Here is a 26,462-nt window from a genome sequence, read left to right as displayed (position 1 = left end):
TCTAAGGGCGGGGGCCGGTGGGACAGCTCGTCCGCGCCGGGTCCCCTACCCGGCGGCGTGACCGCCGTTCGTACCGGACGGGGCGGACGTGCCTTCCGGTTCCGTGGTCCTCTCGGCGCGCCGCCGCCGTACCCGGTAGCCGATCCGGGACGCCACCGCCGCCAGCACCAGGCCGCAGGCCAGGAGGGGGAGCCCCGCGTACCAGGGGACCTGCCAGGAGCCCGCCGCGTCGCCCCCGTACACGGCGGCGACACCGAGCCCCGTCACGCCGGCGACCAGCCGGCCGGGGTGGAACTCATGACGCAGCACGGGCCACCTCCACCCGGCCGACGGCGATCCGCAGGTCCAGCTCCAGGGTGCCGCCCGGAGCGACGCCCGGGGGCGGGGGGACGGTACGGGTGACGTCCCGGTCCGCCGCCACCCCCGGGCCGCCGGGCGGCTGCGCCGGCCGGTCGGCTGCCGGGCCGGGCAGCCGTATCTCCCCCACGCCCGCCCGGGCGCGGACCCGCACGGTCACGCCGGCGGGCACGGTGACGGCCAGGCGCCCCGCCCCCGCCTCGGCGGCCACCTCCACCGTCCGGCCGCGCGGCACCTCCAGCGCGGAGAGGTCGAGTGCCCCGACCCCCGTGCCGAGGGTGTAGCGGGGCCGCAGGTCCGCGAGCGACGCGGGGGCCCACTGGGCGCGCGTCCACGCCGTGCCGATCTGCGGGGGCACCGCCGAGGCACCCGCCAGCAGCAGCGCCGTCACGACCGTCATGAGGAGCGTGCCGAAGCCGGTACGGCCCAGGAACGAACTGATGATCAGGCCCGAGGCGAACACGGCGAGCGCGGCTCCGAGCCCGAACTGGAGGCTCACGCCGAGTGGCCCGTCCCAGGTGGCCGCGGTGCCCGCGTACCCGGCCGCCGCGGCGAGGAGCAGGACGAGCCCGCCGACGGAGCGGGGTTCGCGCGGTGCGGCCACCGCCCGCCGCGGCGCGTCCGGGAGCGCACCCCAGGCCCGGTGCGGGTCCTCCCGCAGGCCGGCGTGCGGGCCGTCGGCCGGTCCCCACAGGTAGCCGACCGGCACGGGGCCGGTCGAGCCGTCCTTGACGATCGGATCGCGCCACCACGACGGGGCCACCATCAGGGGCGGCGCCTTCGTCTCCGGCGGGGCGTCGGGGCCCGCCGGGTGCGGCGCGGCGGCCGACTCCCCGCCGCCGGCGAGCCGGCGGCGCCGGGACCAGACGGCCGCGCCGCCGACCGCGCAGACCAGCAGGAGCGCGAAGCCGATCGTCCCGCCGTTGCCGCCCACCATCGACAGGAACAGCCCGCAGCCGACCATCGCCGTCAGGACGGCGATGAGGGACGCGCCCTCGACTCGGCCGGTCAGCAGCCGCCGCGCCTCGTTCTCGTCCTCGCCGTCCGCGGTGACGCACAACCAGGCGAGGCCGTAGAAGATCAGGCCGGTGCCGCCGGCCGCGGCGAGCACTCCCGTCACGACCCGGAACACCACCGGGTCGAGGTCGAAGTACCGTCCCAGGCCCCCGCACACCCCGGCCACCGCCTTCTGCCGCGGTGTGCGGCGCAGCGGTGGGCGCGGCGGGGCTCCGGGCGCCTCCGACGGGGTGGGCGTCGCGCTTGTCATACGACCATGGTGACCGGCCGCCACCCGAGACGGCACCCGCCACGACCCTGGCCGGTCCCTGATATTCCGCCTCCCGCGCCCCCAGGGGCCGCAGGACCGTCAGGGGCGCCCCGGGCGCGACCGGACCCGTTCTCAGGGTCCGGTTCAGGGCCGACCCTGATGTCCCGGCGGACGTGACGTGTGACGATCGCTCCATGTCCGTCACCGCCCAGATGCCCGAGACGACCGACGATCCGCCCGTGCGCAGGCTCTACCGCAGCGCCGACGGGCGGATGCTCGGTGGTGTCGCGCGCGGACTGGCCGGTCACCTGGGAGTGCCGGTGGTGTGGGTGCGGCTCGCGTTCCTCGGCCTGCTCCTCGCGGACGGCCCGCTCGGCGTCCTGCTGTACGCGGCGTTCTGGATCGCCGTGCCGCTCGGGGTGGGCGGCCGCTCCGGCGGGCCGCGCACCCTGTTCGAGGCGACGCCCGACGGCCGGCGCCGCTTGCGCAAGCCCGACCGGGGACAGGTCGTCGCACTGGTCGCGCTGCTGGTCGGCGCGACCGTGTTCGTCGGTACGGTCGACCTGGGGGGCGAGGCGAACCGGTACGTGTGGCCGGCCCTCCTGGTCGGCGTCGGCGTCGTGCTGGTGTGGCGGCAGGCGGACAACGCGCGCCGCGCCCGGTGGACCGAGTCGGGCCACCGCAGGCGGCTGTTCCAGCTGGTCCGCGGCCTGGCCGGCGTGTCGCTCGTCGGCATGGGCCTCACGGTCTTCCTGGTGGTGCGCGGATCGGCCGCGCAGCTGGGCACGGCGCTGACGGCGGCGATAGCGGTACTGGCCGGCATGGCGCTGCTCGCCGGGCCCTGGCTCGTGCGGATGTCGCAGGACCTGACCGAGGAGCGCACCATGCGCATCCGGGCCCAGGAGCGCGCCGAGGTCGCCGCGCACGTCCACGACTCGGTGCTGCACACCCTGACGCTGATACAGCGCAGCGCCGGGGACGCCGCCGAGGTGCGCCGCCTCGCCCGGGCCCAGGAGCGGGAGTTGCGGAACTGGCTGTACCGGCCCGAGGGGACCGGCAGGGACGAGGCGGAGGAGCCGGAGACGCTCGCCGACGCCGTCCGCAGGGCCGCCGCCGAGGTCGAGGACAAGCACGGGGTGCCCCTGGAGGTCGTGGTCGTCGGTGACTGCCCGCTCGACGAGCGGCTGGCCGCGCAGATGCAGGCCGCGCGCGAGGCGATGGTCAACGCCGCCAAGTACGGTGGCGGGGGCGGCCCCGTGCAGGTCTACGCGGAGGTCGAGGGCCGTACGGTCTTCGTGTCCGTACGGGACCGGGGGCCCGGCTTCGACCCCGACTCCGTCCCCGCGGACCGGATGGGCGTACGGGAGTCGATCGTCGGCCGGATGCGGCGCAACGGCGGCACCGCACGCGTGCGGTCCGCGCCGGGCGAGGGCACGGAGGTCGAGCTGGAGATGGACAGGGCGGAGGAGGCGGACGGATGACGACGACCGGACAGGCGACCGAGGGGACGGCGGAGCGCCGGGTGCGGGTGGTGCTCGTCGACGACCACCGGATGTTCCGCACCGGGGTGCAGGCCGAGATCGGGCGCACGGAGCAGACCGGGGTGGAGGTGGTCGGCGAGGCCGCCGACGTGGAGCAGGCGGTCACCGTCATCGGCGCCACCCGCCCCGAGGTGGTCCTCCTCGACGTGCACCTGCCGGGCGGCGGCGGGGTGGAGGTGCTGCGGCGCTGCGCCCCGCTGGCGGCGGCCGCGGAGAACCCCGTGCGGTTCCTCGCGCTGTCCGTGTCGGACGCGGCGGAGGACGTCATCGGCGTCATCCGGGGCGGAGCACGCGGATACGTCACCAAGACCATCACCGGTGCGGATCTGATCGATTCGATCTTCCGCGTGCAGGAGGGCGACGCGGTCTTCTCGCCGCGCCTGGCCGGTTTCGTGCTGGACGCCTTCGCGTCGACGGACGCGCCGCCCGTCGACGAGGACCTGGACCGGCTCACCCAGCGCGAGCGGGAGGTGCTGCGGCTCATCGCGCGCGGTTACGCGTACAAGGAGATCGCGAAGCAGTTGTTCATCTCGGTGAAGACGGTCGAGTCGCACGTCTCCGCGGTGCTGCGCAAGCTCCAGCTCTCCAACCGGCACGAGCTGACCCGCTGGGCGACGGCCCGCCGGCTGGTGTGACCGGCGGGACGGGCGCCGACGTACCGGCCGTCCCGCCGGCGCCCGCCCCGCCGAACCACCGTCCCGAAGGTGCCGCAGCGGCCCTTCGGCACCTCCGGGCTCTCCCGATACCCCGGCGCACTCCGACGCCCCGGCGCATTCCAGCGCTCCGGGGCGCGCCACGCGAGCCCGCGGCACCCGCGGAACACCCCCGGTACTCCCGGGTGCCCGCCCGCACCCCGACACGCTCCGGCACACCGTGTCCCCGGTGGGCACCGCGCGTCGGTGCGGGCGAGGGAGGGTCCGGCGGTGTTCCCCCGCCGGCGGGGCGACCGGGGGAGCGGACAGGGCTGCGCGACCGGGGGAGCGGACAGGGCTGCGCGACCGGTGGGCCGCGGTGGGCGGCGGGTCAGCCGACGCGGACGGCACCCGCCCAGGGCATCTCGTCGATCGGCGCGACCCGTACCGTCGAGCCCGCGCGCGGCGCGTGGATCATCCTCCCGCCGCCGACGTAGATCCCGACATGGCTGATCCCCGGATAGAAGAAGACCAGGTCACCCGGGGCGAGCTGGGAGCGCGGGACCCGCTGCCCGGCGTCGATCTGCGAGTACGTCGTCCGGGGCAGCGCCACTCCGGCCGCCCGCCACGCCGCCTGCACCAGCCCCGAGCAGTCGTACCCGGACGGGCCGGTCGCACCCCACAGGTACGGCTTGCCGATCGCCCCGTACGCGTACGAGACGGCCCGCGCGGCACGCGGGTTCGGCGCCCGGACCCCGCCGGCCGCCGGTGCCGTGCGGGCGCCGTCGCCGGTGCGGCCGGGGGCCCCCGCGCCCACGGCGGCCTCGTACGCGGCGCGTTCGGCGGCGGTGAGGCGGGCCAGGAGCCCGCGGGCGGCGGTGAGCCGGTTCTGCACGGCGGTCTTCCGCCGCTCCAGTTCCGCCTGGTGGGCCCGCAACTCGCGGGCGCACCCCTCTCCCTCCTTCCGCAGCCGTTCGAGCCCGGCGATCCGGCCGCGCAGGGACGCCACCGCGTCGGCCTGCCGGTCGGCGACCCGCTCGGCGAGGGCGGCGCCCCGCAGGTACCGGTCGGGGTCGGAGGAGAGCACCAGCCGGAAGACGGGCCCCAGGCCGCCGGCCCGGTACTGTGCCGCGGCGGCGGCGCCCAGTGCGTTGCGGGCGGCGTTGAGGTGCTCGGTGCGCCGGGCGGCCTCGTCGCGGAGGGCGTCGAGCCGGTCCCGTGCCGCGTCGGCCTTCTCCTTGGCGCCGTTGTACTCCTCCACCGCGGCCTCCGCCTCGCGGTGGAGCCGGTCGACCCGGGCCTTGACCTGGGCGGCGGTGGGGCGCGGCTCGGCGTGCGCGGGGCCCTCGACGGCGGTGGCGGTCGCGGCTCCGGCCAGGGCCAGGGTGGCGGCCCTGCGGCCGGCCCGTCCGCCGAACGCGCGTTGCCTGGGTTTCCGATGCGCTGCCACGGGGGCGCTCACTTCCCTTCGATGCCGTGCCGTGCCGCGGGGCTGTGCCGGGAAGGGCCGGCCCGCTTGGGGGAGGACGGTAGGTGCGGGGCCCGGCCGGCGCGACGCGGCGACCGGTATTGACCGCGGCTGGAGGTTCCGGTGCGGTTCCGGTCGGACCGCAGCGGTCGGAAGCGTGCATTCCGTATCTGCCGTGACCGTTGTGGCGAAGGAGGTGGACCTGGCCGAAGGCCGGTGGTAGGGGCGGGACTAGGCTCCGCCCCATGAACGTCCTCATCAACGTCTTCGTCGCCCTGCACGTCATCGGCATCGCCGCCCTCCTCGGAGGCTTCCTGACCCAGGTGAAGGCGATGGGCGCGGGTACCGCCCGCATGGTGCCGGGAATGCTGCACGGCGCCCTGACCATGCTCGTGACCGGCATGGTCCTGGTCGGGCTCAACGAGGCCCAGGGCTCCGCCGTCGACCACGTCAAGATCGGCGTCAAGCTGGCGCTACTGGTGGCCGTCCTGGGCCTGGTCTACGTGAAGCGGGACGACGAGCGCGCCGGCAAGGGCCCCTTCGCGGCGGTCGGCGCCCTGACCACGGCGAACGTCTTCATCGCCACCCTCTGGATCTGACCGGCCGCACCGCCCCGCCCGCCCCGCGCGTCCCCTCCCCGCACGGACGCCGCCGTACCGCCGCGGGCGGGGAGCCCGGTTCCGGCTCCGGACTGTCGGCGGGGCCGCCTAGACTCGGTAGGCGATGAGCAGCCTTTTTGACGACAGCTTCCTGGCGGACCTCCGCGACCAGCCCGCGGAGGAGCCCCCGCCGCCCGAGGACTCCGAGGCCCCCCCGGCCGAGGAGGAGGTCCCGCACGACCTCTTCGAGGGGAAGTTCGACGTGCTCCCGGCCCGCGACCCGTACTACCGGGACGGCTCCCCGCGCCCGGTCGTCGCCCCGAAGGCACTGCTGGAGGGGCTGAACGAACAGCAGCGCGCCGCCGTCGTCCACACGGGATCGCCGCTGCTCATCGTCGCCGGCGCGGGCTCCGGGAAGACCCGCGTCCTCACGCACCGCATCGCCCACCTCCTCGCCGCCCGGGACGTCCACCCCGGGCAGATACTGGCCATCACCTTCACCAACAAGGCCGCCGGCGAGATGCGCGAGCGCGTCGAGCAGCTCGTCGGCCCGCGCGCCCACGCGATGTGGGTGATGACCTTCCACAGCGCGTGCGTCCGCATCCTGCGCCGCGAGTCCAAGAGGCTCGGCTTCACCTCGTCCTTCTCGATCTACGACGCCGCCGACTCCAAGCGCCTCATGGCCCTGGTCTGCCGCGACCTGGACCTCGACCCGAAGCGGTACCCGCCGAAGTCCTTCAGCGCCAAGATCTCCAACCTCAAGAACGAGCTCGTCGACGAGGAGGCCTTCGCCGACCAGGCCGTGGACGGCTTCGAGAAGACCCTCGCCGAGGCGTACCGCATGTACCAGGCGCGGCTCCGCGAGGCCAACGCCCTGGACTTCGACGACATCATCATGACGACGGTCCACCTGCTCCAGGCGTTCCCGGACGTCGCCGAGCACTACCGCCGCCGCTTCCGCCACGTCCTCGTCGACGAGTACCAGGACACGAACCACGCCCAGTACACCCTCGTGCGCGAACTGGTCGGCCCCTCCGGCGCGGTGGAGCACCCGCCGGCCGAGCTGTGCGTCGTCGGCGACGCCGACCAGTCGATCTACGCCTTCCGCGGCGCCACCATCCGCAACATCCTCCAGTTCGAGGAGGACTACCCGGACGCGACGACGATCCTGCTGGAGCAGAACTACCGCTCCACGCAGACCATCCTCTCCGCCGCCAACGCGGTGATCGAGCGCAACGAGAGCCGCCGCCCCAAGAACCTCTGGACGAACGCCGGCGCGGGCGCCCGCATCACCGGCTACGTGGCGGACACGGAACACGACGAGGCGCAGTTCGTCGCCGACGAGATCGACCGCCTCACCGACGCGGGCGAGGCCAGGGCGGGCGACGTCGCCGTCTTCTACCGGACCAACGCCCAGTCCCGCGTCTTCGAGGAGGTCTTCATCCGCGTCGGCCTTCCCTACAAGGTCGTCGGCGGCGTCCGCTTCTACGAGCGCAAGGAGGTCCGCGACGTCCTCGCGTACCTGCGCGTCCTGGCCAACCCGGAGGACGCCGTCCCCCTGCGCCGCATCCTCAACGTGCCCAAGCGCGGCATCGGCGAGCGTGCCGAAGCCATGATCGAGGCACTCGCCCTGCGCGAGAGGATCACCTTCCCGCAGGCGTTGAAGCGCGTCGACGAGGCGTACGGCATGGCGGCACGCTCGACGAACGCGGTGAAGCGGTTCAACACGCTGATGGAGGACCTGCGCACGGTCGTCGAGTCGGGCGCCGGTCCGGCCGTCGTGCTGGAGGCGGTCCTGGAGCGCACCGGGTACCTCGCGGAACTCCAGGCGTCGACGGACCCCCAGGACGAGACGCGGATCGAGAACCTGCAGGAACTCGCGGCCGTGGCCATGGAGTTCGAGCAGGGGCGCGGGGAGGACGAGGGGACGGGCACGCTCGCCGAGTTCCTGGAGCAGGTCGCCCTCGTCGCGGACTCCGACCAGATCCCCGACGGCGACGAGGACGGCGACGGCGTCATCACACTGATGACACTGCACACCGCCAAGGGGCTGGAGTTCCCGGTGGTGTTCCTGACGGGGCTGGAGGACGGGGTCTTCCCGCACATGCGGGCCCTCGGCCAGACCAAGGAGCTGGAGGAGGAGCGCCGCCTCGCCTACGTGGGCATCACGCGTGCCCGGGAGCGCCTCTACCTGACCCGTTCGTCGATGCGCAGCGCCTGGGGCCAGCCCGCCTACAACCCGCCGTCGCGGTTCCTGGAGGAGATCCCCCCGCAGCACGTGGAGTGGAGGCGCACGGGCCGGACCTCCGCCGCCCCGGCCGCCCCGTCGAGCCCGGTGCCGGGCGTGGCCGGGGCGGTGTCCCGGTCCCGCTCGGGCCCTTCCGGCTTCGCGACGCGGCGCACCGCGGACAAGCCGGTGATCGCGCTGGCCGTGGGCGACCGGGTCACGCACGACCAGTTCGGCCTCGGCACGGTGACGGCGCTGACCGGGTCGGGCGGCGACGCCCAGGCGACCGTCGACTTCGGCGACGGGAAGCCCAAGCGGCTGCTGCTGCGGTACGCGCCGGTCGAGAAGCTCTAGGGACCCGGGACGACGCGGAGCCGGGCGGACGACCGTCCGGCTCACCGGCGGCGGGGACGGTCGTCGATCAGACGGCGGACCGGCTGGCGGGCCGGCCGCCGGACGCGGGGGAGGACCGTCAAGACGGACCGGGGGGCCGGCCGCCGGACCGGTCCGGCGGGCGTCCGGTCAGCCGGTCGGGTCGAGGCCGTGCTGGCGGAGCCACGCCTCCGGGTCGATCGCGGTGCCGCCGCCCGGCCGCACCTCGAAGTGCAGGTGCGGACCGGTGGAGTTGCCGGAGTTGCCGGAGTACGCGATGACGTCGCCCGCCTTGACGAAGCCGGAGCGGATCTTGGCGCTGCTCAGGTGGCAGTACCAGGTCTCGGTGCCGTCCTGGGCGGTGACGATGACCATGTTCCCGTACGCGCTGTTCCACTGGGTGCGCACGGTGCCGTCCGTCGCCGCCATCACGGGCGTGCCGTACTGGACGGGGAAGTCGATGCCGGTGTGGAGGGACATCCAGTTGACGCCCGCCTGGCCGTAGCCGGCGCTCAGCTGGCGCAGTTGCACCGGCAGCGCGAACTTGGGGCGCATGGCCTCGCGGCGCTTCGCCTCCTCCTCGCGCTTCTTGCGCTCCGCCTCCTGGCGGGCCTTGAGGTCGATGCGCTCCTGCGTGCGGCTGGCCCGGTCGCCGAAGTCGAGGGCCTCGGCGTCGAGTGCGGCGAGCTGGGTGTCGAGCGCGCTGTTGACGACGGCCGGCTTCACCGCGGCCGGGTCGGCGGCGGTCACCGCCGTGCCTTCGTCCTGCTCGGCACCGGTGAGCCCGCTGACGGACGCGGCGGCGATGCCGGCGACCCCCATCACGCACGCCGACGGCACGGCCACGGTGAGCAGCGCGGAACGCCGGGCCGGGGTGCGCCGCCTGCTGCGGCCGCCGCCGGAGCGGCGGGCNNNGCGGGGGCCGGGCACGGAGGCGACGGCGACGGCCTCGTCGAGCGCCTCCAGCGGCTCCGTCGACGGACCGCCGTCGACGAGGTCCTCGTCGGCGGGATCGTCGGGAAGGCCGTCGGCGAGGTCCTCCGGCCCGGAGGGGAAGGCTTCGGCCTGCGGTTCGCCGTCGGGCTCGGCCTCGTAGCCGCAAACCGCCTCGGGGCCGGCCCCGAAGAGGTCGCCGTCGGCCGGCGGGGCGTACTGCCCGGGGATGAACGCCCCGGCGGGAGCGGCCTCTTCGGGCGCGTAGTTCCACGCCGCCGGGTCATGGGGGACGGTGCCGTACGTCCCGGTGCCGGAGGGGTCGGCGTCGTAGGGTCCGGCGCCGTAGGGCCCGGTCTCCGGCACGTACCACTGGCCGGTCGCCTCGTAGGTGGGCGCCGTCGCCGCGTACTGCCGGTCGTCCTGCGCCTGGGACCAGGAGGCCCCGTCCCACTGGCCGGTCCGGTCGGTGTACGCGGTGTAGGCGTCGGGCCACCCGGTGGTGTCGTACCGGCCGTCGTGCCCGGTGCCGTAGCCGCCGGGGACGTCTCCGTAGGAGGGCGCAACCGTCTGGTAGGCGCCGGCGTCATGGGAACCGAGGCCGTACGCGGGAACCTGGTGACCGCCGCCGTCGAAACCGCTCTCGCCGGTCGTGAAACTGCCCGTGGCGTACGCGTCGTCTCCGACGTAGCCGGCGTGGGGGTGCTGGTCGTTCACCAACTTCTCTCTCGCCTCGGCAGCAGAACCGGTTCCGGGCGGTCCCTGGCGGGGACCCGGAGGGGAAGCAGTGGGCGCGACTGTACCCGGCGGCCTGCGCAACCGACAATCTTCGGTGGGGTTTACCGCTCGTGGAAACGGGCATTCGGTCGCCTTTCGGCGGAGCGCACACCGACCCTTGGCCGTACGTTCGAAATCCGTTCGACATGTGGTGGCGTTTTCACGCCACGTTCTCGGATCCCGTGGTTCCGGAAGCGGGTGCCTCGCGGTCGAGTTCCGCGACGACCCTGGCCGTCACCGAGGGGTGCACCGGGAGCGTGAGATGGCCGACGCCGCCGACCCGGACGTTCACCGTGTCCAGGTCGGGGTGGTCGAGGCGGGCCGTCTCGACGGGGGACATCCAGAGGTCCAGTTCGCTCCAGAAGCTGATGAAGCGGGTGCGGCAGCCGGGCGCCGGGGCGGCCAGCTCGCGCAGAACGGGGGAGTCGGGGCGCATCTGGCGGACGAGCGGGTGCACCCCGGCGAGCGGGGCGGCGGAGGTGCCCTCGTGGGGCGTGCCGAGGGTGACGACCGTGCGGACGTGGGAGGCGCCGCCGAGCCGCTGCACGTAGTACCGGGCGACCAGCCCGCCCAGACTGTGCCCGACCAGGTCGACCTCGTCGTGGCCGGTGCGGGCGCGGAGCTCGTCGACGTGGTCGGTGAGCCGGTGTGCGGCGGTGCGCAGGTCGCAGGTGAGCGGCGAGTGGTTGACCGCCCGGACGTGCCGGGTGCCGTCCCGGGCGAGGGCGCGGTGCAGCGGGACGAAGACGGAGCAGTTGTCGGAGAGCCCGTGCAGCAGGACGACGGGCGGCCGGGTGCCGTGCGGCGCGGTGGCGGGGCACCTGCCGGGGCGCAGGGCCGCCGGGGCCAGGCCCGTGGGGTAGAGCAGCAGGTGCCCGGCGAGGACGGCCGCCTCCACGACGGCCGACCTCAGGGCGTCGGCGCGGAGAACGGTCGCGGTGACGAACGGTGGTGGTTCCCGCATGGCCGACCTCCTGGTGGGCGGCACACGGAGGGCGGCTGCCTCCCCGTATGCCCTCAGGCGCCGCGGCCGAGGGTGGGGATGCGCCGTACTCTCGCGCCGCGCGGCTGACGGCGCGGAAGTACGACGGCCTCGTCACGGCTCCGGGGCGCGTCCGCCCCGGTCGGCCCGCGACCCACTCGGTACGGGTACGACACGCGGTGAACATGTCCCACGTGTGATTTCCCCCTCGCTCTTGACCGCGAAACGACCGGTTGCGGGATGCTGGCGATAACGTTCGTTCACCTCCCCGGCACACAGGTACGGGGGACGCATGTGGAGGCAGTGATGGGTGTGACCGGTCCGATCCGCGTGGTGGTGGCCAAGCCGGGTCTCGACGGCCACGATCGCGGTGCGAAGGTGATCGCGCGGGCGCTGCGCGACGCCGGTATGGAGGTCATCTACACCGGCCTGCACCAGACGCCGGAGCAGATCGTGGACACCGCGATCCAGGAGGACGCCGACGCGATCGGGCTGTCGATCCTGTCCGGCGCGCACAACACGCTGTTCGCGCGCGTGCTGGAGCTGCTCAAGGAGCGCGACGCGGAGGACATCAAGGTCTTCGGCGGCGGCATCATCCCCGAGGCCGACATCCCGCCGCTGAAGGAGAAGGGCGTCGCGGCGATCTTCACGCCCGGTGCGACGACGGCGTCCATCGTCGACTGGGTCAACGCCCACGTCCGCCAGCCGACCGAGGCCTGAACCCCGGGGGCGCCTCATTGTGAGCGCCGCGTCGCGTCGGCCGGCGCGCGGGCTCGGCCGTTCGCCCCTCGGGGCCTGAGCCCGGGGGCGCCCCCTCGTGAGCGCCGCACCGTGAGCGCCGCGTCGCGTCGGCCGGCGCGCGGTCCTGGCCGTTCGCCGGCCCGACCGGGCCGGGTCTCCGGCCGTCCGTCTTCCGGGCCGGGCCGTCGGGCCGGCCGAGCGGGCCCCCTCCGCCCGGACCGGGCCGCGCTCCGGGCCGCTTCCTGCGGCCGAGCGGGCCCTCTTTCGTGCGGGCCCTCCTCCGTGCGGGGCCGTGTTCTCCGGCGTTCGCCGGGCCGGTTCCTCCGCGGGGCGGCGCCCCCGGGACCGTCGGTACGCTCGGCCGGGCGGTCCTTCCGGCCGGGCCGTCCTTCGGCCGGACCCCGTCCCTTCGGCCCGTCCGCCGCACGGCCCGGGCCGCCCCCTGGCGTCCGCGCCTCGTGTGGAGCGGGCCGCCCCCGGAGGCTCGTCCCCCCGGCCGCCCGCTCTCCGGGACGCCGGCCCCGGGGGCGGCGGGGCGCCCGTTCCTCCCGGCCGGCCTCCCGGGAGGGAAGCCGGAGGTCGCTCAGGTCCCCGGAGGCGCCAGTTCCGCGTGCATCGCCGCGCGGAGTCGCAGGGTGGCGACCAGTCGCTGGAACGCCTCCGCCCAGTACCCGCCCGCCCCCGGCGCCGCGTCCTCGCCCTCGTCGGGCACCGCCGTCAGCGCCTCCAGCCGGTCCGCCTCGCGAGGGTCGAGGCACCGCTCGGCCAGTCCCATCACCCCGCTGAAGCTCCACGGATAGCTCCCGGCCTCCCGCGCGATGTCCAGCGCGTCCACCACGGCCCGTCCCAGCGTCCCGGACCACGGCACCGCGCACACCCCGAGCAGCTGGAACGCCTCCGACAGGCCGTGCGCCGAGATGAACGCCGCGACCCACTCCGCCCGCTCCCCGTGCGGCAGCGTCGACAGCAGCGCCGCCGAGGAAGACACCCCCGGCCCCGCCGCGGGCGACGTCGACGGGGAGCCGAGCAGCGCCCGCGCCCACTCGGCGTCCCGCTGCCGCACCGCCGCCGTGCACCACGCGGCGTGCAGTTCGTCGCCCCAGCCGTCGGCCACCGGCAGTGCCACGATCTCGGCGGGGGTCCGCCCGCCGAACCGCTCCCGCCACAGCCCGAGCGGGGCGGCCTCCACCAGCTGGCCGAGCCACCAGGACCGCCGGCCCCGGCCGGAGGGCGGCTGCGGTACGACACCGTCGCGCTGCATCCCCGCGTCGCACTCGTGCGGCGCCTCCACCGCGATCGCCGCCCGCCGCCCGGTGCGGTCCGGTCCGACGCACGACGCGGCCCGCGCGGCCATCCGCGCGGCGAACGCCGACCCGGGCAGCGCGGACAGCAGCTCCGCGGCCGTGGACCGGACGTTGCGGCTGCGGTCCGACAGGGCCGCCTCCAGGAACTCCTCGTCGGCCGCCGACAGGTCCGCCCGCAACGAGTCCAGGAACATCAGCCGGTCCTCGGCGCGCTCCGCCGCCCACGTCGACGCCAGCAGGTCCACTCCCGCCGCCGGATCGTGCGCCCGTACGGCCTCCAGCAGGGCGACCCGCTCGGCGAACAGGCCCTCCTCCCAGAGCCGCCGCACGTCCCCGGCGTCGTCGGGGGCGGGCAGCGCCGCCCCGCCGGACGCACCGCGCAGTGCGAACCTCCAGTCCGGGTTGAACGCGGCCAGCCACCGGGCGCGCGGCCCGCCGAACGCCAGCGCCTGCGGTCGCAGGTCGGTACGGGCGCGGGCGGCGTCGAGCAGCGCGGGCAGGGCGGCCGCGGGGGCACGGTAGCCGTACGCGTGGGCGGCGGCCAGCCACTGCGGCAGCAATTCGGTCAGGTCGGGCGCGGTGCCCCGGCGGCCACCGCCGACCGCCGACGGCCGGCCGGCGAGCAGCTGCGCCAGCCGGCGCGCGGCGGCNTCGGGCAGCGGCGGGCGCCCGTCACCCGGCGCGGGCCCCGGCAGGGNCGCGGCGGCCGCGGGGACGAGTCCGGCCCGCCGCCGCACGGTCTGCACGGCGGCCGCGTCCAGCAGGGCGACCGGCGCGTCCACGGCGGTCCCGTACCCGGAGCCCCCGCTTCCCTCCCGGCCCCCGCTACGGGNGCCTCCGGACCCCCCGGCCGNCNNCTCCCCGGCGCCGCGGCCCCCGGCTCCGCCCGCGGCCGCTCGTCCGGGCGGCGGTGTGCGGGGCGGGAGCGGCGGCGGGCGGCGGTCCGTGCCCAGAAGGGCCGAGGTGACGAGGTCTTCCCAGGTGGCGGTCATGTCTTCTCCTCCAGCCGTCAGGTGAGCGGGACCGTGCCCGGCGCGTCCGGGGACCAGGCGGCCAGCGGTGTGAATCCGCGGTGGCCGCACTCGCCGAACACCGTGACCGGCGCCCCGCCGGACAGGGCCGCCAGCCGCCACAGCCCCGGCCGGGCCGGAACCGAGCCGGTGACGGGCAGTGCGGCCCCGCCGTCCGCGTCGGCCAGCTGCCAGCCCTCCACCGCGGGCACGGGCACCACGTCGCGCAGCGTCACCGGCCAGGAGTCCAGCCACGGATCGTCCCGCAGCGCCAGCCCGTACGCCGTGAGCGCGTCGCCCACCGTCCCGCCCGGCGGCGGCACGTCCCCCGGCACGGGGGTGCCGAACCGCTCGCCCAGCTCCGCCCGCAACTGCCCGGCCCCGCGGTGCCGGACGAGCTCCGCGTCGACGACGACGCCCACCGCGAGCGCCAGTTCCGGCACCCGGCCGGCCGCCCCGAACGACAGCAGCAGCGCCGTGTGCCCCGTCTCCCGCCCGTGCAGCCATATGCGGCGCGTCGTCAACCTGCCGTCCGACGTGTCGTACTGGGCGAGGACCAGCCAGCGGTCGCGCATCACGGGCCCCTTCGCCGGGACGGGCAGGCCGACCCGGGCGCGGACCGTCGCGGCCAGCGGCTCCGGCAGCCGGTCGACGCCCAGCCACGCCCGGTCCAGCAGGTGCGTCAGCGCGCTCTCCTCCAGCAGCCGCGCGGGCCAGCCGGGGCCCGACGCCGGTATCGCGCCCAACTCCCGGGCCCGCGCCGCCAGGCCCGGCGCCTGGGCGTCCACCATGCGGCGCGCGGTCTCCTCCCACAGCCCGTACCCGGCCTGCTCGGCGGCGGCCAGACCGCCGCGCACCAGGTCGGCGAGCCGCCGCTCCAACTCCTCGACACCGGCCGTGACACGGGCCGCCCGGGCCGCCGCCCGGCGCCGGGCGGCCTCCTCGTCGGCGGGCCCGGCGTCGTCCTTCCGCTTCCGCGCCTCCGCCCGCGCGCCCCGGTCCTCCAGCCACTTCCCCGCCCAGTCGGGCGCCTCCGCGCCCGCCGGCACGGCGGCCGCGTCCGACGCCCAGAGCAGCAGCAGCCCCAGCGCGTGCTTGCACGGGAACTTCCGGCTCGGGCAACTGCACGTGTACGCCGGGCCCGTGAGGTCGACGGCCGTCCGGTACGGCTTACTGCCGCTGCCCTCGCACAGCCCCCACACCGCACCGGTGTCCGCGCACCCCGCGCCGGACCACGGCCCGGCGGTGCCCAGCTTGCTCCCCGCCTTGCGCGAGGCGGCGTCAGGCGCCAGAGCCAGCACCTGTTCGGCCGTCCAGCGCACCCCCTGCTCAGTCATGGCCCCGACCGTAGGACCCGCCACTGACAACCGGCGCCGACCTGCGGCGACGGCTCCCGCGTTGGGCACCGTCGCGGCGCACCCGTACTGTTGGGTTCTCAGAATCCGATTTCCGGGGGGACACATGAACCGCACGATCCGATCCGCCGCCACCGTCCTGGCCGCCGCTTCCATGACGTTCGGGCTGGGCGCCTGCGCGCTGAACCCCGACGAGGCCGCCGAGCGCGTCGACAGCGCGCTCAACACGACGTACGAGGTGACGTACGAGGTGACCGGCTCCAACATCGACTCGATCACCTACAACGGCGGCGAGGGCGACGCGATGAACCCGAAGCTGGTGACCGTCGACAAGCCGACCCTGCCCTGGAGCAAGACGGTGACGCTGAAGGGCATCGAGGCGCCGGTCGTCACGCCGGTCGCCGCCGGCGTCCAGGACGTCAAGGCCACCTGCAAGATCATCCACGAGGGCAAGGTGCTGAAGGAGGCGTCCGGAGGCGGCAAGGCCACCGCCCTCAGCTGCGTCGCGGTCTCCCCGATCGCCGACAAGTAGCCCCCCGGGCGGGTCCGTCGCGCGGCCGGCACCCGGCCGCGCGGCGGACCCCGCCGCAGCGCCCTCGCCCCTCCCGCACCGGACGGGGCCGGTGATTGTCAGTGGCGTGGTGCACGGTGGACTCCAGACCCGGTCGAACGACTGAACGATCTGGAGGGGGATTCCATGACCATGCCCGCGACCACCGAGGACGTCCGCGCCGGGACCGGCCCCGAGACCGGCTCCGAGACCGGCTCCGGGAGCGGCGCCCGGGCGCTGCGTCCGCACGCCGAGGACGCGTTCGCACACGAGTTGGAGGCGCTCGCCGCGGCCGACGACCGGCCCCGGCCCGAGCGCTGGCGGCTCTCGCCGTGGGCGGTCGCCACGTACCTGCTGGGCGGCACGCTGCCGGACGGCACGGTGATCACCCCGAAGTACGTCGGCCCCCGGCGGATCGTCGAGGTCGCCGTCACCACCCTCGCCACCGACCGGGCGCTGCTCCTGCTCGGCGTCCCCGGCACGGCCAAGACCTGGGTCTCCGAGCACCTCGCGGCGGCCGTCAGCGGCGACTCGACGCTCCTCGTCCAGGGCACGGCGGGGACGCCCGAGGAGGCCATCCGGTACGGGTGGAACTACGCGCGGCTCCTCGCCCACGGCCCCAGCCGCGACGCCCTCGTGCCCAGCCCGGTCATGCGCGCCATGGCCGAGGGCATGACGGCCCGGGTGGAGGAGCTGACCCGCATCCCCGCCGACGTGCAGGACACGCTCATCACGATCCTGTCCGAGAAGACGCTGCCCATCCCCGAACTGGGCCAGGAGGTCCAGGCCGTACGCGGCTTCAACCTGATCGCCACGGCCAACGATCGCGACCGCGGCGTCAACGACCTGTCGAGCGCCCTGCGCCGCCGCTTCAACACGGTCGTCCTGCCCCTGCCCGGGACGCCGGAGGCCGAGGTCGACATCGTCTCCCGCCGCGTCGACCAGATCGGCCGCTCCCTCGACCTGCCCGGCGCGCCCGAGGGCATCGACGAGATCCGCCGCGTCGTCACCGTCTTCCGCGAACTGCGCGGCGGCGTCACCGCGGACGGCCGCACCAAGCTCAAGTCGCCCTCCGGCACGCTCTCCACCGCCGAGGCGATCTCCGTCGTCACCAACGGGCTGGCCCTGGCCGCCCACTTCGGGGACGGCGTGCTGCGCCCCGCCGACGTGGCCGCCGGCATCCTCGGCGCCGTCGTCCGCGACCCGGCCGCCGACCGCGTCGTCTGGCAGGAGTACCTGGAGACCGTCGTGCGCGAGCGGGACGGCTGGAAGGACTTCTACCGCGCCTGCCGGGAGGTGTCGGTGTGACCGGACCCCTGCTGCTCGGAGTGCGCCACCACGGGCCCGGTTCGGCCCGCGCGGTCCGTGCCGCCCTCGACGCGGCCCGCCCCCGGGCCGTGCTGATCGAGGGCCCGCCGGAGGCCGACGCCCTGCTGCCGCTCGCCGCCGACGAACGGATGCGCCCGCCGGTCGCCCTGCTGGCGCACGCCGTCGACGACCCCGGGCGGGCCGCGTTCTGGCCGCTCGCCGCCTTCTCGCCCGAGTGGGTCGCCGTCCGCTGGGCGCTCGACCACGGCGCCGCCCTCCACTTCGTCGACCTGCCCGCCGCCCACACCCTCGCCATGATGGGCGACCCCACGTGGGACGACGAGGAGGACGAGGACGACGCCCCCGGCGACGACGCCCCCGGCGACGACGCCCCCGACGACGACGCCCCCGGCGGCCCGGGCGGGCCGTCCGCCGGCGGGCGGCGCCGCGGACTGCGGGCCGACCCCCTCGCCGTACTGGCCGCGACCGCCGGGTACGACGACCCGGAACGCTGGTGGGAGGACGTCGTCGAGCACCGCGCGGCGGACGCGGGCGACCCACTGGCCCCGTTCGCCGCCGTCGCGGAGGCGATGACGGCGCTGCGCGAGACGTACGGGCACGGCGGCACCCGCGACTCCCTCCGCGAGGCGTACATGCGGCTCCGGCTGCGGGCCGCCCGCCGGGAGCACGGCGACGACGCCGTCGCCGTCGTCTGCGGCGCCTGGCACGTCCCGGCGCTCGCCGGGAAGCACCCCGTCACCGCCGACCGGGCCCTCCTCAAGGGCCTCCCCAGGGTCAGGACCGAGACGACCTGGGTGCCGTGGACGCACCGCAGGCTCGCCCGCCGCTCCGGGTACGGCGCCGGGATCGGTTCGCCCGGCTGGTACGGCCACCTGTTCGCCGCGCCCGACCGGCCGGTCGAGCGGTGGATGACGAAGGTCGCCGGACTCCTCCGCGACGAGGACCACCCGGTGTCGTCTGCCCACGTCATCGAGGCCGTGCGGCTCGCCGGGACGCTCGCCGCGATGCGCGGGCGCCCGCTGGCCGGGCTCACCGAGACGACCGACGCCGTCCGGGCGGTGATGTGCGACGGCTCCGACGTGCCGCTCGCCCTGATCCACGACCGGCTCGTCGTCGGCGACGCCCTGGGCGAGGTGCCCGACGGGGCGCCCGCCGTACCGCTCCAGCGCGACCTCGACCGGCTCCGGCGCGCCCTGCGCCTCAGACCGGAGGCGGCCGACCGGGAACTCGCCCTCGACCTGCGCAAGGACACCGACGCGGCCCGCAGCCGCCTCCTGCACCGGCTGCGCCTCCTGGGGATCGACTGGGGGGTGCCCGAGCGGGCCGTCGGCACGGGCACGTTCCGGGAGACCTGGCGGCTGCGCTGGGAGCCCGAACTCCACGTGCGGGTGGCGGAGGCCGGCGTGTGGGGCACCACGGTCCTGTCCGCCGCCACCGCCAAGGCCGGGGCCGAGGCCGCCGCCTCCACGGTCCTCGCGGAGATCACGGCCCTCGCCGAGCGGTGCCTCCTCGCCGACCTGCCCGAAGCGCTGCCCCCGGTCGTGAAGGCCCTCGCCGACCGCGCCGCGCTCGACGCCGACGTCGGCCACCTCGCCCGGGCCCTGCCCGCCCTCGCCCGCACCCTCCGCTACGGGGACGTGCGGGCCACGGACACCGCCGCGCTCGCGGAGGTCGCCACCGGCCTCGCCCTGCGGATCTGCGTCGGCCTGCCGCCGGCCTGCACGGGGCTGGACGCGGACGGCGCCGCCGAGATGCGCGGCCATGTCGACGCCGTCCACACGGCGGTACGGCTCCTCCCGGACGCCGACGAGGTCACCGCGCGGTGGACGGCCGTCCTGGAGCGCCTCGCCCGGCGCGACACGGTCCCCGGCGCCCTGCGCGGCCGCGCCGCCCGGCTCCTCCTCGACGACGGGCTGCTCCCCGAGGAGGAGGCCGCCCGCCTGATGGGCCTCGCGCTGTCACCCGGCACGGCGCCCGCCGAGGCCGCCGCCTGGATCGAGGGGTTCCTCGGAGGGGCGGGCGGGGGCGGCNCNGGGNGGCATGCTCCTCGTCCACGACGGGAGACTGCTCGCCCTGGTCGACGCGTGGCTGACGGCCGTGCCCGCCGAGGCGTTCACGGGCGTGCTGCCGCTGCTGCGCCGCACGTTCTCCGCGTACGAGCCGGGGGTGCGCCGCACGCTCGGCGAACTCCTCCGGCGCGGACCCGCGGGAGGCGGGGGCGCGGCGCTCGCCGGGGCGGGCGCGCCGGGCTTCGGCCCCGGCCTCGACGAGGACCGCGCCGACGGGGTGCTGCCCCTGCTGGACCTGCTGCTGGACCACCGGCGGCCGAACGACGACGAGCTTGCGGGGGTGGGCCGGTGAACGGCGACGACGAGCGGCTGCGGCGCTGGCGCATGGTGCTCGGCGGGGGAGCGGCGGACGGCACGGGCCACACGCCGACCGGCACCGACGCCGCCGTGGACGGCGCGCTGAGCGCCCTGTACGGCGGGAGCGGTGAGGCGGATCGGCGGGGGCGCCGGGAGCGGTCGGCGGGGCTCGGCGGGTCGGCGCCGTCCGTGGCGCGCTGGCTCGGTGACATCCGCACGTACTTCCCCACCTCCGTCGTGCGGGTCATGCAGCGCGACGCGATCGACCGGCTGGGCCTGTCCACCCTGCTGGCGGAACCGGAGATGCTGGAGGCCGTCGAGGCGGACGTCCACCTCGTCGGCACACTGCTCTCCCTCGGCAGGGCCCTGCCCGAGACGACGCGGGAGACGGCGCGGGCCGTCGTCCGCAAGGTCGTCGACGACCTGGAGAAGCGCCTCGCCACCCGCACCCGGGCCACCCTCACCGGGGCCCTCGACCGCAGTGCCCGCATCAGCCGGCCCCGGCACCGGGACATCGACTGGAACCGCACCATCCGCGCCAACCTGGGCAACTACCTCCCCGAGTACCGCACGGTCGTCCCCGAGCGCCTGATCGGCTACGGACGGGCCGCGCAGGCCGTCAGGAAGGAGGTCGTGCTCTGCATCGACCAGTCCGGGTCGATGGCGGCGTCCGTTGTGTACGCGTCGGTGTTCGGCGCGGTGCTGGCGTCGATGCGGTCGATCGCGACCCGGCTCGTCGTCTTCGACACGTCCGTCGTCGACCTGACCGACCGGCTCGGCGACCCGGTGGACGTGCTGTTCGGCACGCGGCTGGGCGGCGGCACGGACATCAACCGGGCGCTCGCCTACTGCCAGTCGCGGATCACCCGGCCCGCCGACACGGTCGTGGTGCTGATCAGCGACCTCTACGAGGGGGGCATCCGCGACGAGATGCTGAAGCGCGTCGCGGCGATGAAGGCCGCCGGGGTGCAGTTCGTGACGCTGCTCGCCCTGTCCGACGAGGGGGCCCCCGCGTACGACCGGGAGCACGCCGCCGCCCTGGCGGCGCTGGGGGCGCCGGCGTTCGCGTGTACCCCGGACCTCTTCCCCGAGGTGATGGCGGCGGCCCTGGAGAAGCGCCCGATACCGGTTCCCGAGCCGGTCTGACCGGCCCTGGGCCGCCACCGCCCGGACCGCCCTCCGTACCACCGGGCGGGCGCCCGCCCCGACCGCGCCCGCCCCGACGGCCNNCCGCGCGGACCCCGGCCCGCCCGGACGGGTGCCTCCACGGCGGTACCGAGTGGCGGTACCGGGCGGCGGTACCGGGTGGCAGGGAGGGCGGCGCCCGGTGCCGCCGGCCGGTGCCCGGCCGCGTACGGACCGTGCGCGGGCCTGCGCCCGGCCTGCACCCGGCCTGCACCAGGCCTGTACCCGGCCTGCACCCGGGCCGCGTCCCCGTCCCGCGTCCCGCCCCGTCCGGCCCGCGCACGGTCGTGTCTCTTAAAAANATATGTNTAACTGTTNCNGTCNACAGCNNCCCGCGCCCGGCCCCCGTCCGCCCGGTTCCGGGGGCGGAGGGGCCGCCCGTCCGGGGGTCCCGTCTGTGACGGGTATCACCGTTCCGGTGTGATCTGCGATTTAGGGTGGCACCCCCTCCGGGGATAACCTGCGAGGCGGACATGCCGCGTCCACGGACACCGTGTACGCCTCCCTTGTGACAGAGCAGTCACGTTGCCCTCCGCCCGTGCTCCGGGCGCGCGGCACGCCCACGCATGACAACGAACCGCGATCACCAGAAAAGGGACGGACGCGCGTGGACCTGTTCGAGTACCAGGCGAGGGACCTCTTCGCCAAGCACGGTGTACCGGTGCTGGCCGGTGAAGTCATCGACACGCCTGAGGCGGCGCGCGAGGCGACGGAGCGGCTGGGCGGCAAGTCGGTCGTCAAGGCGCAGGTCAAGGTCGGCGGCCGCGGCAAGGCCGGCGGCGTCAAGCTGGCCTCGGACCCGCAGGACGCGGTCGAGAAGGCCCAGCAGATCCTCGGCATGGACATCAAGGGCCACACGGTCCACAAGGTCATGATCGCCGAGACGGCCCCGGAGATCGTCGAGGAGTACTACGTCTCGTACCTCCTCGACCGCACGAACCGCACCTTCCTGGCCATGGCGTCCGTCGAGGGCGGCATGGACATCGAGGAGGTCGCGGCCACCAAGCCCGAGGCCCTCGCGAAGGTCCCGGTCGACGCCAACGAGGGCGTCACGATCGAGAAGGCCCGCGAGATCGTCGCGCAGGCGAAGTTCCCGGCCGAGGTCGCCGAGAAGGTCGCCGAGGTCCTGGTGACCCTGTGGAAGACGTTCGTCGCGGAGGACGCCCTCCTCGTCGAGGTCAACCCGCTCGCCAAGGTCGCCTCCGGCGACATCCTGGCCCTCGACGGCAAGGTCTCCCTGGACGCCAACGCCGACTTCCGCCAGCCCGAGCACGAGGCGCTGGAGGACAAGGCCGCCGCCAACCCGCTCGAGGCCGCCGCCAAGGCGAAGGGCCTCAACTACGTCAAGCTCGACGGCGAGGTCGGCATCATCGGCAACGGCGCGGGCCTGGTCATGTCCACCCTGGACGTCGTCGCGTACGCCGGTGAGGCGCACGGCGGCGTGAAGCCGGCCAACTTCCTGGACATCGGCGGCGGCGCCTCCGCCGAGGTCATGGCGAACGGCCTGGAGATCATCCTCGGCGACCCGGACGTCAAGTCCGTGTTCGTCAACGTCTTCGGCGGCATCACCGCCTGCGACGAGGTCGCCAACGGCATCGTCCAGGCCCTGGAGCTCCTCAAGTCCAAGGGCGAGGAAGTCACCAAGCCGCTGGTCGTGCGCCTCGACGGCAACAACGCGGAGCTGGGTCGCAAGATCCTGTCGGACGCCAACCACCCGCTGGTGCAGCGCGTGGACACCATGGACGGCGCGGCCGACAAGGCCGCCGAGCTCGCGGCTGCGAAGTAAAAGGGACGAGGTCACAGACACACCATGGCTATCTTCCTCACCAAGGACAGCAAGGTCATCGTCCAGGGCATGACCGGCGCCACGGGCATGAAGCACACCAAGCTCATGCTCGGTGACGGCACCAACATCGTCGGCGGCGTGAACCCGCGCAAGGCCGGCACGACCGTCGACTTCGACGGCACCGAGGTGCCGGTCTTCGGCACGGTCGCCGAGGCGATGGAGAAGACGGGCGCCGACGTCTCCGTCCTCTTCGTCCCGCCGGCCTTCGCCAAGGCCGCCGTCGTCGAGGCCATCGACGCGGAGATCCCCCTCGCGGTCGTCATCACCGAGGGCATCGCCGTCCACGACTCCGCCGCCTTCTGGGCGTACGCGAAGTCCAAGGGCAACAAGACCCGCATCATCGGCCCCAACTGCCCCGGTCTGATCACGCCGGGCCAGTCCAACGCGGGCATCATCCCCGGCGACATCACCAAGCCGGGCCGGATCGGTCTGGTGTCGAAGTCCGGCACGCTGACCTACCAGATGATGTACGAGCTGCGCGACATCGGCTTCTCCTCCTGCGTCGGCATCGGTGGCGACCCGGTCATCGGCACCACCCACATCGACGCCCTGGAGGCCTTCGAGGCCGACCCGGAGACCGAGCTGATCGTCATGATCGGTGAGATCGGCGGCGACGCGGAGGAGCGCGCGGCCGACTTCATCAAGGCGAACGTGACGAAGCCGGTCGTCGGCTACGTCGCCGGCTTCACCGCGCCCGAGGGCAAGACCATGGGCCACGCCGGCGCCATCGTGTCGGGCTCGTCCGGCACGGCGCAGGCGAAGAAGGAGGCCCTGGAGGCCGCCGGCGTCAAGGTCGGCAAGACGCCGACCGAGACGGCGAAGCTCGCCCGCGAGATCCTCGCCGCCCGCGCGTAGGGCACGCGCCCGGCCACGGGCCGCGCACATCGGAAACGGGCCCGTCCCCCGGGAGTACCGGGGGGCGGGCCCGCTTCCGTGCGGCGGGTCCTAGCGTGCCGAGGGGACCAGCCGGGCCGGACCGGTCACCGGCTGCCGGTCCAGGTGCAGGCGGAGCCGCTCGTCCTGCCGCTCCGAGCGCTCGGGGCCGCCCAGGGCGGGGACGCCCGTCACCGCCGCGCCGGGCACCGGCGGCGGTTCGTACCGCGTCGGGGCGGTCGCCAGGGTGAACGCCGTCGCCATCGCGATCAGCGCCGACAGCGCCGCCGTGGCCCGCGTCCACAGCCACACGCGCCGCTCGCCGCCCGCCCGCACCGCCTCCGGCGGGGCCAGGGCGACCGCCGCGTCCTGCTGCAGCAGCTCCGCCAGGTGTTCGCGCAGCGCGTCCGGGTCCGCCAGGGGCGGCACCCGCTCCGCGACCGCCCCGCGGGCGTGCAGCAGCCGGTGCGCGGTGGCCGGGCTGCTGGCCTCCGTCTCGGCCGCCACCTCCGGCAGGCCGACGCCCAGCCCGTCGTGGAGCAGCAGCGTGCGCCGGTACGGGGGCGGCAGCTCCAGCAGGGCGTCGCGCAGCGCCCGCGCCACGGGCCCGCCCGCCGGCGGGTCGGGGAGCCGGAACCGGTGGCGCAGCCGGTGCCAGGGGGAGAGGGCGTGGCCGTGCGCGGCGGCCCGCACCCAGCCGGCCGGGTCCCGGTCGACGGCGACCTCGGGCCAGTGGTCCCACGCCTGGTGGAAGGCGCGTTCGACGGCCTCCCGCGCCGCTCGCCGCCGCCCGGTCAGGAGGTACGCCTGGCGCACCAGGTCGGGTGCGACGCACGCGTACAGCGTCTCGAACGCCTCGACGGGCGTCACGGGCCGTGTGGCCGCCGCCGGCCCGGGCGCCTCCATCGCCTCGGGCGCCTCCGCCGGCCCGGGTGCCCCCACCCGTTCGGGCGCCTCCACCGCTTCGGGCGGCGGGTCCGGTGCGGCCGTCACCGGCGTCCCGCCGATCGTGTCCTGCGTCATCGTCAGCCTCCGCGAACACGGTGCGTAACAAAAAAGTACATAAACGTATATTGGGCGACACTGCGGGCGTTCGCCTGTTGCGTGGTTACGGCGTGTGTCGTTGGCAGCATGATTCCGTGTCCGCTTCCGTGTCCGCCTCCGCCACCCCCATCGCCTCCGGAGAACCCGGGGCGATCACCCCCGCCGAGCCGCCGCCCGTCGTGTACGGCGCCCGCCCCGCCACGGCGGCGGCGCGGGCCTTCGCGCGCGGGCTGGCCGCGGCGGGACTGGGCCTCGGCGCGTTCACCGTCCTCGTCATGGCCGCGTGGATCGGCTCCCCGTACCCCGACGGCGGCCCGGCCGGCGCCCTGCACGCGGCGGCGGGCCTGTGGCTCCTGGCGCACGGCGTGGAACTCGTACGGCCCGACACGCTCTCCGGCGTCCCGGCCCCGGTCGGCGTCGTCCCCCTGCTGCCGGCGGTGCTGCCGGTGTGGCTCGCCCACCGGGCCGCCCGCGACGCCCTGGAACCGGGTGGCACGCGGCCGAGGCCGGCCCCCGCCGGGGCGGTGTACGCGGTGTCCGCCGGGTACACCGCCTTCGCCGCGGGGGCCGTCCTCTACGCCCTGGGCGGACCCGTGGAGGCCCGGCTGCCGAGCGCGGCCGGGCACCTCCCGCCCGTCGTGGTGCTGGCGGCGGCGTCCGGGGCGTGGAGCGCGTGCGGGCGTCCGCTCGGCCCGCTGCCGCAGTGGCTGCCCGAGTGGGTGCGGCGGGCCCCGGCGCGCACTCGCTCGCTGGCGGCGGCACGGGCGGCGGGCGGGGCCGTGCTGGTGCTGCTCGCGGGGGGCGCGCTGCTGGTGGCGGGGTCGCTCGCCTGGCACGGGAGCACGGCGTACGGGTCCCTGACGGGCCTCTCGGCCGGCTGGGCCGGACGGGTGGCGGTCGCGGCCCTGGCCCTGGCCCTGCTGCCGAACGCGGCGGTGTGGGGCGCGGCGTACGGGCTGGGGCCCGGTTTCGCGCTGGGCACGGGGGCGGTGGTGGCGCCGCTGGGCGTGACGGGGACACCGGCGCTGCCGGACTTCCCGCTGCTGGCCGCCGTGCCGGACGGCGCGCGGGGCGGCTGGACGGCGGCGGTGGCGCTGGCGGTGCCGCTGGCGGCCGGGCTGGTCGCCGGGTGGTGCACGGCGGAGGAGGCCGCGCCCCCGCTGGCCCGCCGCGACGAGACCTGGAGCGCCGCCCGCACGGCGGGAGCGGCGGCCCTCGCGGCGGTGCTGTGCGGCGCGGCGGCGGCGGCGCTGGCGGCGGCGGCGTCCGGGCCGCTGGGGTCGGGGAGGCTGGCGGCCTTCGGCCCGGTGTGGTGGCGGACCGGGGCGGCGGCCCTGGCGTGGACGGCGGTGGTCGCGGTGCCGACGGCCCTGGCGCTGCGGATCTGGCGCACCCGCGGGCAGGGCGCCCGCCCGGACACCCCGGCGCCCCCGCCGCCGCCACCGCAGGTCCCGCAGGACCGTCGCGTTTCGTACGTCCCGCAGGATCCGCAGGTCCCGCAGGGCGCCCGGGCCCCGCAGGACGCCCGCGTCCCGCAGGACCGCCAGGACCCACGGGACCGCCAGGACCCACGGGACCTGCCGGGCTCGCCGGGACGGCAAGGACTACGGGGCCCCGGGGGCCGGGAGGCCGCGGGAGCCCCGGAGGACTCGCAGAACCCGCAGGGCTCACAGGACCCGCAGGACCCGCAGGCCCCGCANNNGG

General features: G+C 75.8%; 19 protein-coding genes and 6 pseudogenes. 13 read left to right on the top strand and 12 right to left on the bottom strand.

Translation table 11 applies throughout. The annotated features are described in order from the left end of the window. Window positions 1–45 precede the first annotated feature (45 nt). Both MW084_RS04685 and MW084_RS04680 read right to left on the bottom strand, forming a co-directional pair. Window positions 46–309: a hypothetical protein gene (locus MW084_RS04685; protein ID WP_010470802.1), complete on the bottom strand. Its 264-nt coding sequence runs from the start codon at window positions 307–309 to the stop codon at window positions 46–48. Continuing rightward, window positions 296–1,624: a PspC domain-containing protein gene (locus tag MW084_RS04680; protein ID WP_029553517.1), complete on the bottom strand. Its 1,329-nt coding sequence runs from the start codon at window positions 1,622–1,624 to the stop codon at window positions 296–298. The genes MW084_RS04685 and MW084_RS04680 overlap by 14 nt, the downstream gene beginning before the upstream one ends. Window positions 1,625–1,818: 194 nt before the next feature. Between MW084_RS04680 and MW084_RS04675 the strand changes: the two genes are divergently transcribed. Together MW084_RS04675 and MW084_RS04670 are read left to right on the top strand one after the other, a co-directional pair. Next, window positions 1,819–3,105 carry an ATP-binding protein gene (locus MW084_RS04675; RefSeq protein WP_010470800.1) on the top strand — a complete coding sequence of 429 codons (1,287 nt, stop codon included), beginning with the start codon at window positions 1,819–1,821 and terminating at the stop codon, window positions 3,103–3,105. Beyond that, entirely contained in the window at window positions 3,102–3,800 is a 699-nt protein-coding gene (locus MW084_RS04670) for a LuxR C-terminal-related transcriptional regulator (RefSeq protein ID WP_010470799.1), read from the top strand. The genes MW084_RS04675 and MW084_RS04670 overlap by 4 nt, the downstream gene beginning before the upstream one ends. A 388-nt stretch (window positions 3,801–4,188) precedes the next feature. Here the strand turns inward: MW084_RS04670 and MW084_RS04665 are convergent, their stop codons facing one another. After that, window positions 4,189–5,247, bottom strand: coding sequence for a C40 family peptidase (locus MW084_RS04665; protein WP_010470797.1), 1,059 nt, complete (start codon window positions 5,245–5,247; stop codon window positions 4,189–4,191). 263 nt (window positions 5,248–5,510) lie between these two features. On the opposite strand from MW084_RS04665, the gene MW084_RS04660 reads away from it, so the two are divergent. Together MW084_RS04660 and pcrA are read left to right on the top strand one after the other, a co-directional pair. Then, window positions 5,511–5,864 (top strand): hypothetical protein, encoded by a 354-nt coding sequence (locus MW084_RS04660; RefSeq protein WP_010470796.1) that lies wholly within the window; start codon window positions 5,511–5,513, stop codon window positions 5,862–5,864. A 124-nt stretch (window positions 5,865–5,988) separates the two neighbouring features. After that, entirely contained in the window at window positions 5,989–8,445 is a 2,457-nt protein-coding gene (gene pcrA, locus MW084_RS04655; protein ID WP_010470795.1) for a DNA helicase PcrA, read from the top strand. 168 nt (window positions 8,446–8,613) lie between these two features. On the opposite strand, the pseudogene MW084_RS04650 reads toward pcrA, so the two are convergent. The 3 genes and pseudogenes from MW084_RS04650 to MW084_RS04640 form a co-directional block, all read right to left on the bottom strand. After that, window positions 8,614–9,375: pseudogene (locus MW084_RS04650) on the bottom strand (M23 family metallopeptidase); the annotation flags it as partial. Between the two features lie 3 nt (window positions 9,376–9,378). After that, window positions 9,379–10,113, bottom strand: a pseudogene (locus tag MW084_RS04645) (M23 family peptidase); the annotation flags it as partial. Between the two features lie 220 nt (window positions 10,114–10,333). Continuing rightward, window positions 10,334–11,137, bottom strand: coding sequence for an esterase/lipase family protein (locus MW084_RS04640; protein WP_010470793.1), 804 nt, complete (start codon window positions 11,135–11,137; stop codon window positions 10,334–10,336). Window positions 11,138–11,461: 324 nt separating this feature from the next. Between MW084_RS04640 and MW084_RS04635 the strand changes: the two genes are divergently transcribed. Continuing rightward, window positions 11,462–11,875: a coenzyme B12-dependent isobutyryl CoA mutase small subunit gene (locus MW084_RS04635; protein ID WP_010470792.1), complete on the top strand. Its 414-nt coding sequence runs from the start codon at window positions 11,462–11,464 to the stop codon at window positions 11,873–11,875. Between the two features lie 604 nt (window positions 11,876–12,479). Here the strand turns inward: MW084_RS04635 and MW084_RS04630 are convergent. From MW084_RS04630 to MW084_RS04625, 5 genes and pseudogenes are all read right to left on the bottom strand, one after another. Further along, window positions 12,480–13,850, bottom strand: a pseudogene (locus tag MW084_RS04630) (DUF5691 domain-containing protein); the annotation flags it as partial. A 1-nt stretch (window position 13,851) separates the two neighbouring features. Next, window positions 13,852–13,897 (bottom strand): annotated as a pseudogene (locus MW084_RS24705) (hypothetical protein); the annotation flags it as partial. 1 nt (window position 13,898) lies between these two features. Further along, a pseudogene (locus MW084_RS24700) lies at window positions 13,899–14,032 on the bottom strand (hypothetical protein); the annotation flags it as partial. A 22-nt stretch (window positions 14,033–14,054) separates the two neighbouring features. Then, on the bottom strand, window positions 14,055–14,192 hold a 138-nt coding region (locus MW084_RS24695; protein WP_476718376.1), incomplete at its 3' end, for a hypothetical protein. A 17-nt stretch (window positions 14,193–14,209) separates the two neighbouring features. Beyond that, window positions 14,210–15,547: an SWIM zinc finger family protein gene (locus MW084_RS04625; protein ID WP_193789343.1), complete on the bottom strand. Its 1,338-nt coding sequence runs from the start codon at window positions 15,545–15,547 to the stop codon at window positions 14,210–14,212. 124 nt (window positions 15,548–15,671) lie between these two features. Here MW084_RS04625 and MW084_RS04620 point away from each other — a divergent pair, with 124 nt between their 5' ends. From MW084_RS04620 to sucD, 7 genes and pseudogenes are all read left to right on the top strand, one after another. Continuing rightward, entirely contained in the window at window positions 15,672–16,097 is a 426-nt protein-coding gene (locus MW084_RS04620; protein WP_010470787.1) for an MmpS family transport accessory protein, read from the top strand. Between the two features lie 165 nt (window positions 16,098–16,262). Beyond that, window positions 16,263–17,423 (top strand): ATP-binding protein, encoded by a 1,161-nt coding sequence (locus tag MW084_RS04615; RefSeq protein WP_010470786.1) that lies wholly within the window; start codon window positions 16,263–16,265, stop codon window positions 17,421–17,423. Continuing rightward, window positions 17,381–19,474 (top strand): annotated as a pseudogene (locus MW084_RS04610) (DUF5682 family protein); the annotation flags it as partial. The gene MW084_RS04615 and the pseudogene MW084_RS04610, both read left to right, overlap by 43 nt. Window positions 19,475–19,481: 7 nt before the next feature. Next, a partial coding sequence (locus MW084_RS04605) for a DUF5682 family protein (protein WP_275563484.1) occupies window positions 19,482–19,805 on the top strand: 324 nt, incomplete at its 5' end. Further along, window positions 19,802–20,956: a VWA domain-containing protein gene (locus MW084_RS04600; protein ID WP_010470783.1), complete on the top strand. Its 1,155-nt coding sequence runs from the start codon at window positions 19,802–19,804 to the stop codon at window positions 20,954–20,956. The genes MW084_RS04605 and MW084_RS04600, both read left to right, overlap by 4 nt. 646 nt (window positions 20,957–21,602) lie before the next feature. Then, window positions 21,603–22,781 carry an ADP-forming succinate--CoA ligase subunit beta gene (gene sucC, locus MW084_RS04595; protein ID WP_010470782.1) on the top strand — a complete coding sequence of 393 codons (1,179 nt, stop codon included), beginning with the start codon at window positions 21,603–21,605 and terminating at the stop codon, window positions 22,779–22,781. Window positions 22,782–22,805: 24 nt separating this feature from the next. Continuing rightward, window positions 22,806–23,696, top strand: coding sequence for a succinate--CoA ligase subunit alpha (gene sucD / locus MW084_RS04590; RefSeq protein ID WP_010470781.1), 891 nt, complete (start codon window positions 22,806–22,808; stop codon window positions 23,694–23,696). A 90-nt stretch (window positions 23,697–23,786) separates the two neighbouring features. Here the strand turns inward: sucD and MW084_RS04585 are convergent, their stop codons facing one another. Continuing rightward, a complete protein-coding gene (locus MW084_RS04585; RefSeq protein ID WP_158684323.1) occupies window positions 23,787–24,737 on the bottom strand; it encodes an RNA polymerase sigma factor in 951 nt (316 codons plus the stop codon). 116 nt (window positions 24,738–24,853) lie between these two features. Here MW084_RS04585 and MW084_RS04580 point away from each other — a divergent pair. Then, on the top strand, window positions 24,854–26,457 hold a 1,604-nt coding region (locus tag MW084_RS04580), incomplete at its 3' end, for a cell division protein PerM (protein ID WP_275563483.1). Between the last annotated feature and the right edge of the window lie 5 nt (window positions 26,458–26,462).

This window comes from Streptomyces sudanensis (assembly GCF_023614315.1).
Classification (GTDB): domain Bacteria; phylum Actinomycetota; class Actinomycetes; order Streptomycetales; family Streptomycetaceae; genus Streptomyces; species Streptomyces sudanensis.
This window is presented reverse-complemented; position numbering and strand designations above follow the sequence as displayed.

What these genes read in the sequence shown, in the direction of transcription:
- MW084_RS04680 (WP_029553517.1), bottom strand. Translation starts at nt 1,624, where the DNA reads ATGACAAGCGCGACGCCCACCCCGTCGGAGGCGCCCGGAGCCCCGCCG.
- MW084_RS04675 (WP_010470800.1), top strand. Translation starts at nt 1,819, where the DNA reads ATGTCCGTCACCGCCCAGATGCCCGAGACGACCGACGATCCGCCCGTG.
- MW084_RS04670 (WP_010470799.1), top strand. Translation starts at nt 3,102, where the DNA reads ATGACGACGACCGGACAGGCGACCGAGGGGACGGCGGAGCGCCGGGTG.
- MW084_RS04660 (WP_010470796.1), top strand. Translation starts at nt 5,511, where the DNA reads ATGAACGTCCTCATCAACGTCTTCGTCGCCCTGCACGTCATCGGCATC.
- pcrA (WP_010470795.1), top strand. Translation starts at nt 5,989, where the DNA reads ATGAGCAGCCTTTTTGACGACAGCTTCCTGGCGGACCTCCGCGACCAG.
- MW084_RS04640 (WP_010470793.1), bottom strand. Translation starts at nt 11,137, where the DNA reads ATGCGGGAACCACCACCGTTCGTCACCGCGACCGTTCTCCGCGCCGAC.
- MW084_RS04635 (WP_010470792.1), top strand. Translation starts at nt 11,462, where the DNA reads ATGGGTGTGACCGGTCCGATCCGCGTGGTGGTGGCCAAGCCGGGTCTC.
- MW084_RS04625 (WP_193789343.1), bottom strand. Translation starts at nt 15,547, where the DNA reads ATGACTGAGCAGGGGGTGCGCTGGACGGCCGAACAGGTGCTGGCTCTG.
- MW084_RS04620 (WP_010470787.1), top strand. Translation starts at nt 15,672, where the DNA reads ATGAACCGCACGATCCGATCCGCCGCCACCGTCCTGGCCGCCGCTTCC.
- MW084_RS04615 (WP_010470786.1), top strand. Translation starts at nt 16,263, where the DNA reads ATGACCATGCCCGCGACCACCGAGGACGTCCGCGCCGGGACCGGCCCC.
- sucD (WP_010470781.1), top strand. Translation starts at nt 22,806, where the DNA reads ATGGCTATCTTCCTCACCAAGGACAGCAAGGTCATCGTCCAGGGCATG.
- MW084_RS04585 (WP_158684323.1), bottom strand. Translation starts at nt 24,737, where the DNA reads ATGACGCAGGACACGATCGGCGGGACGCCGGTGACGGCCGCACCGGAC.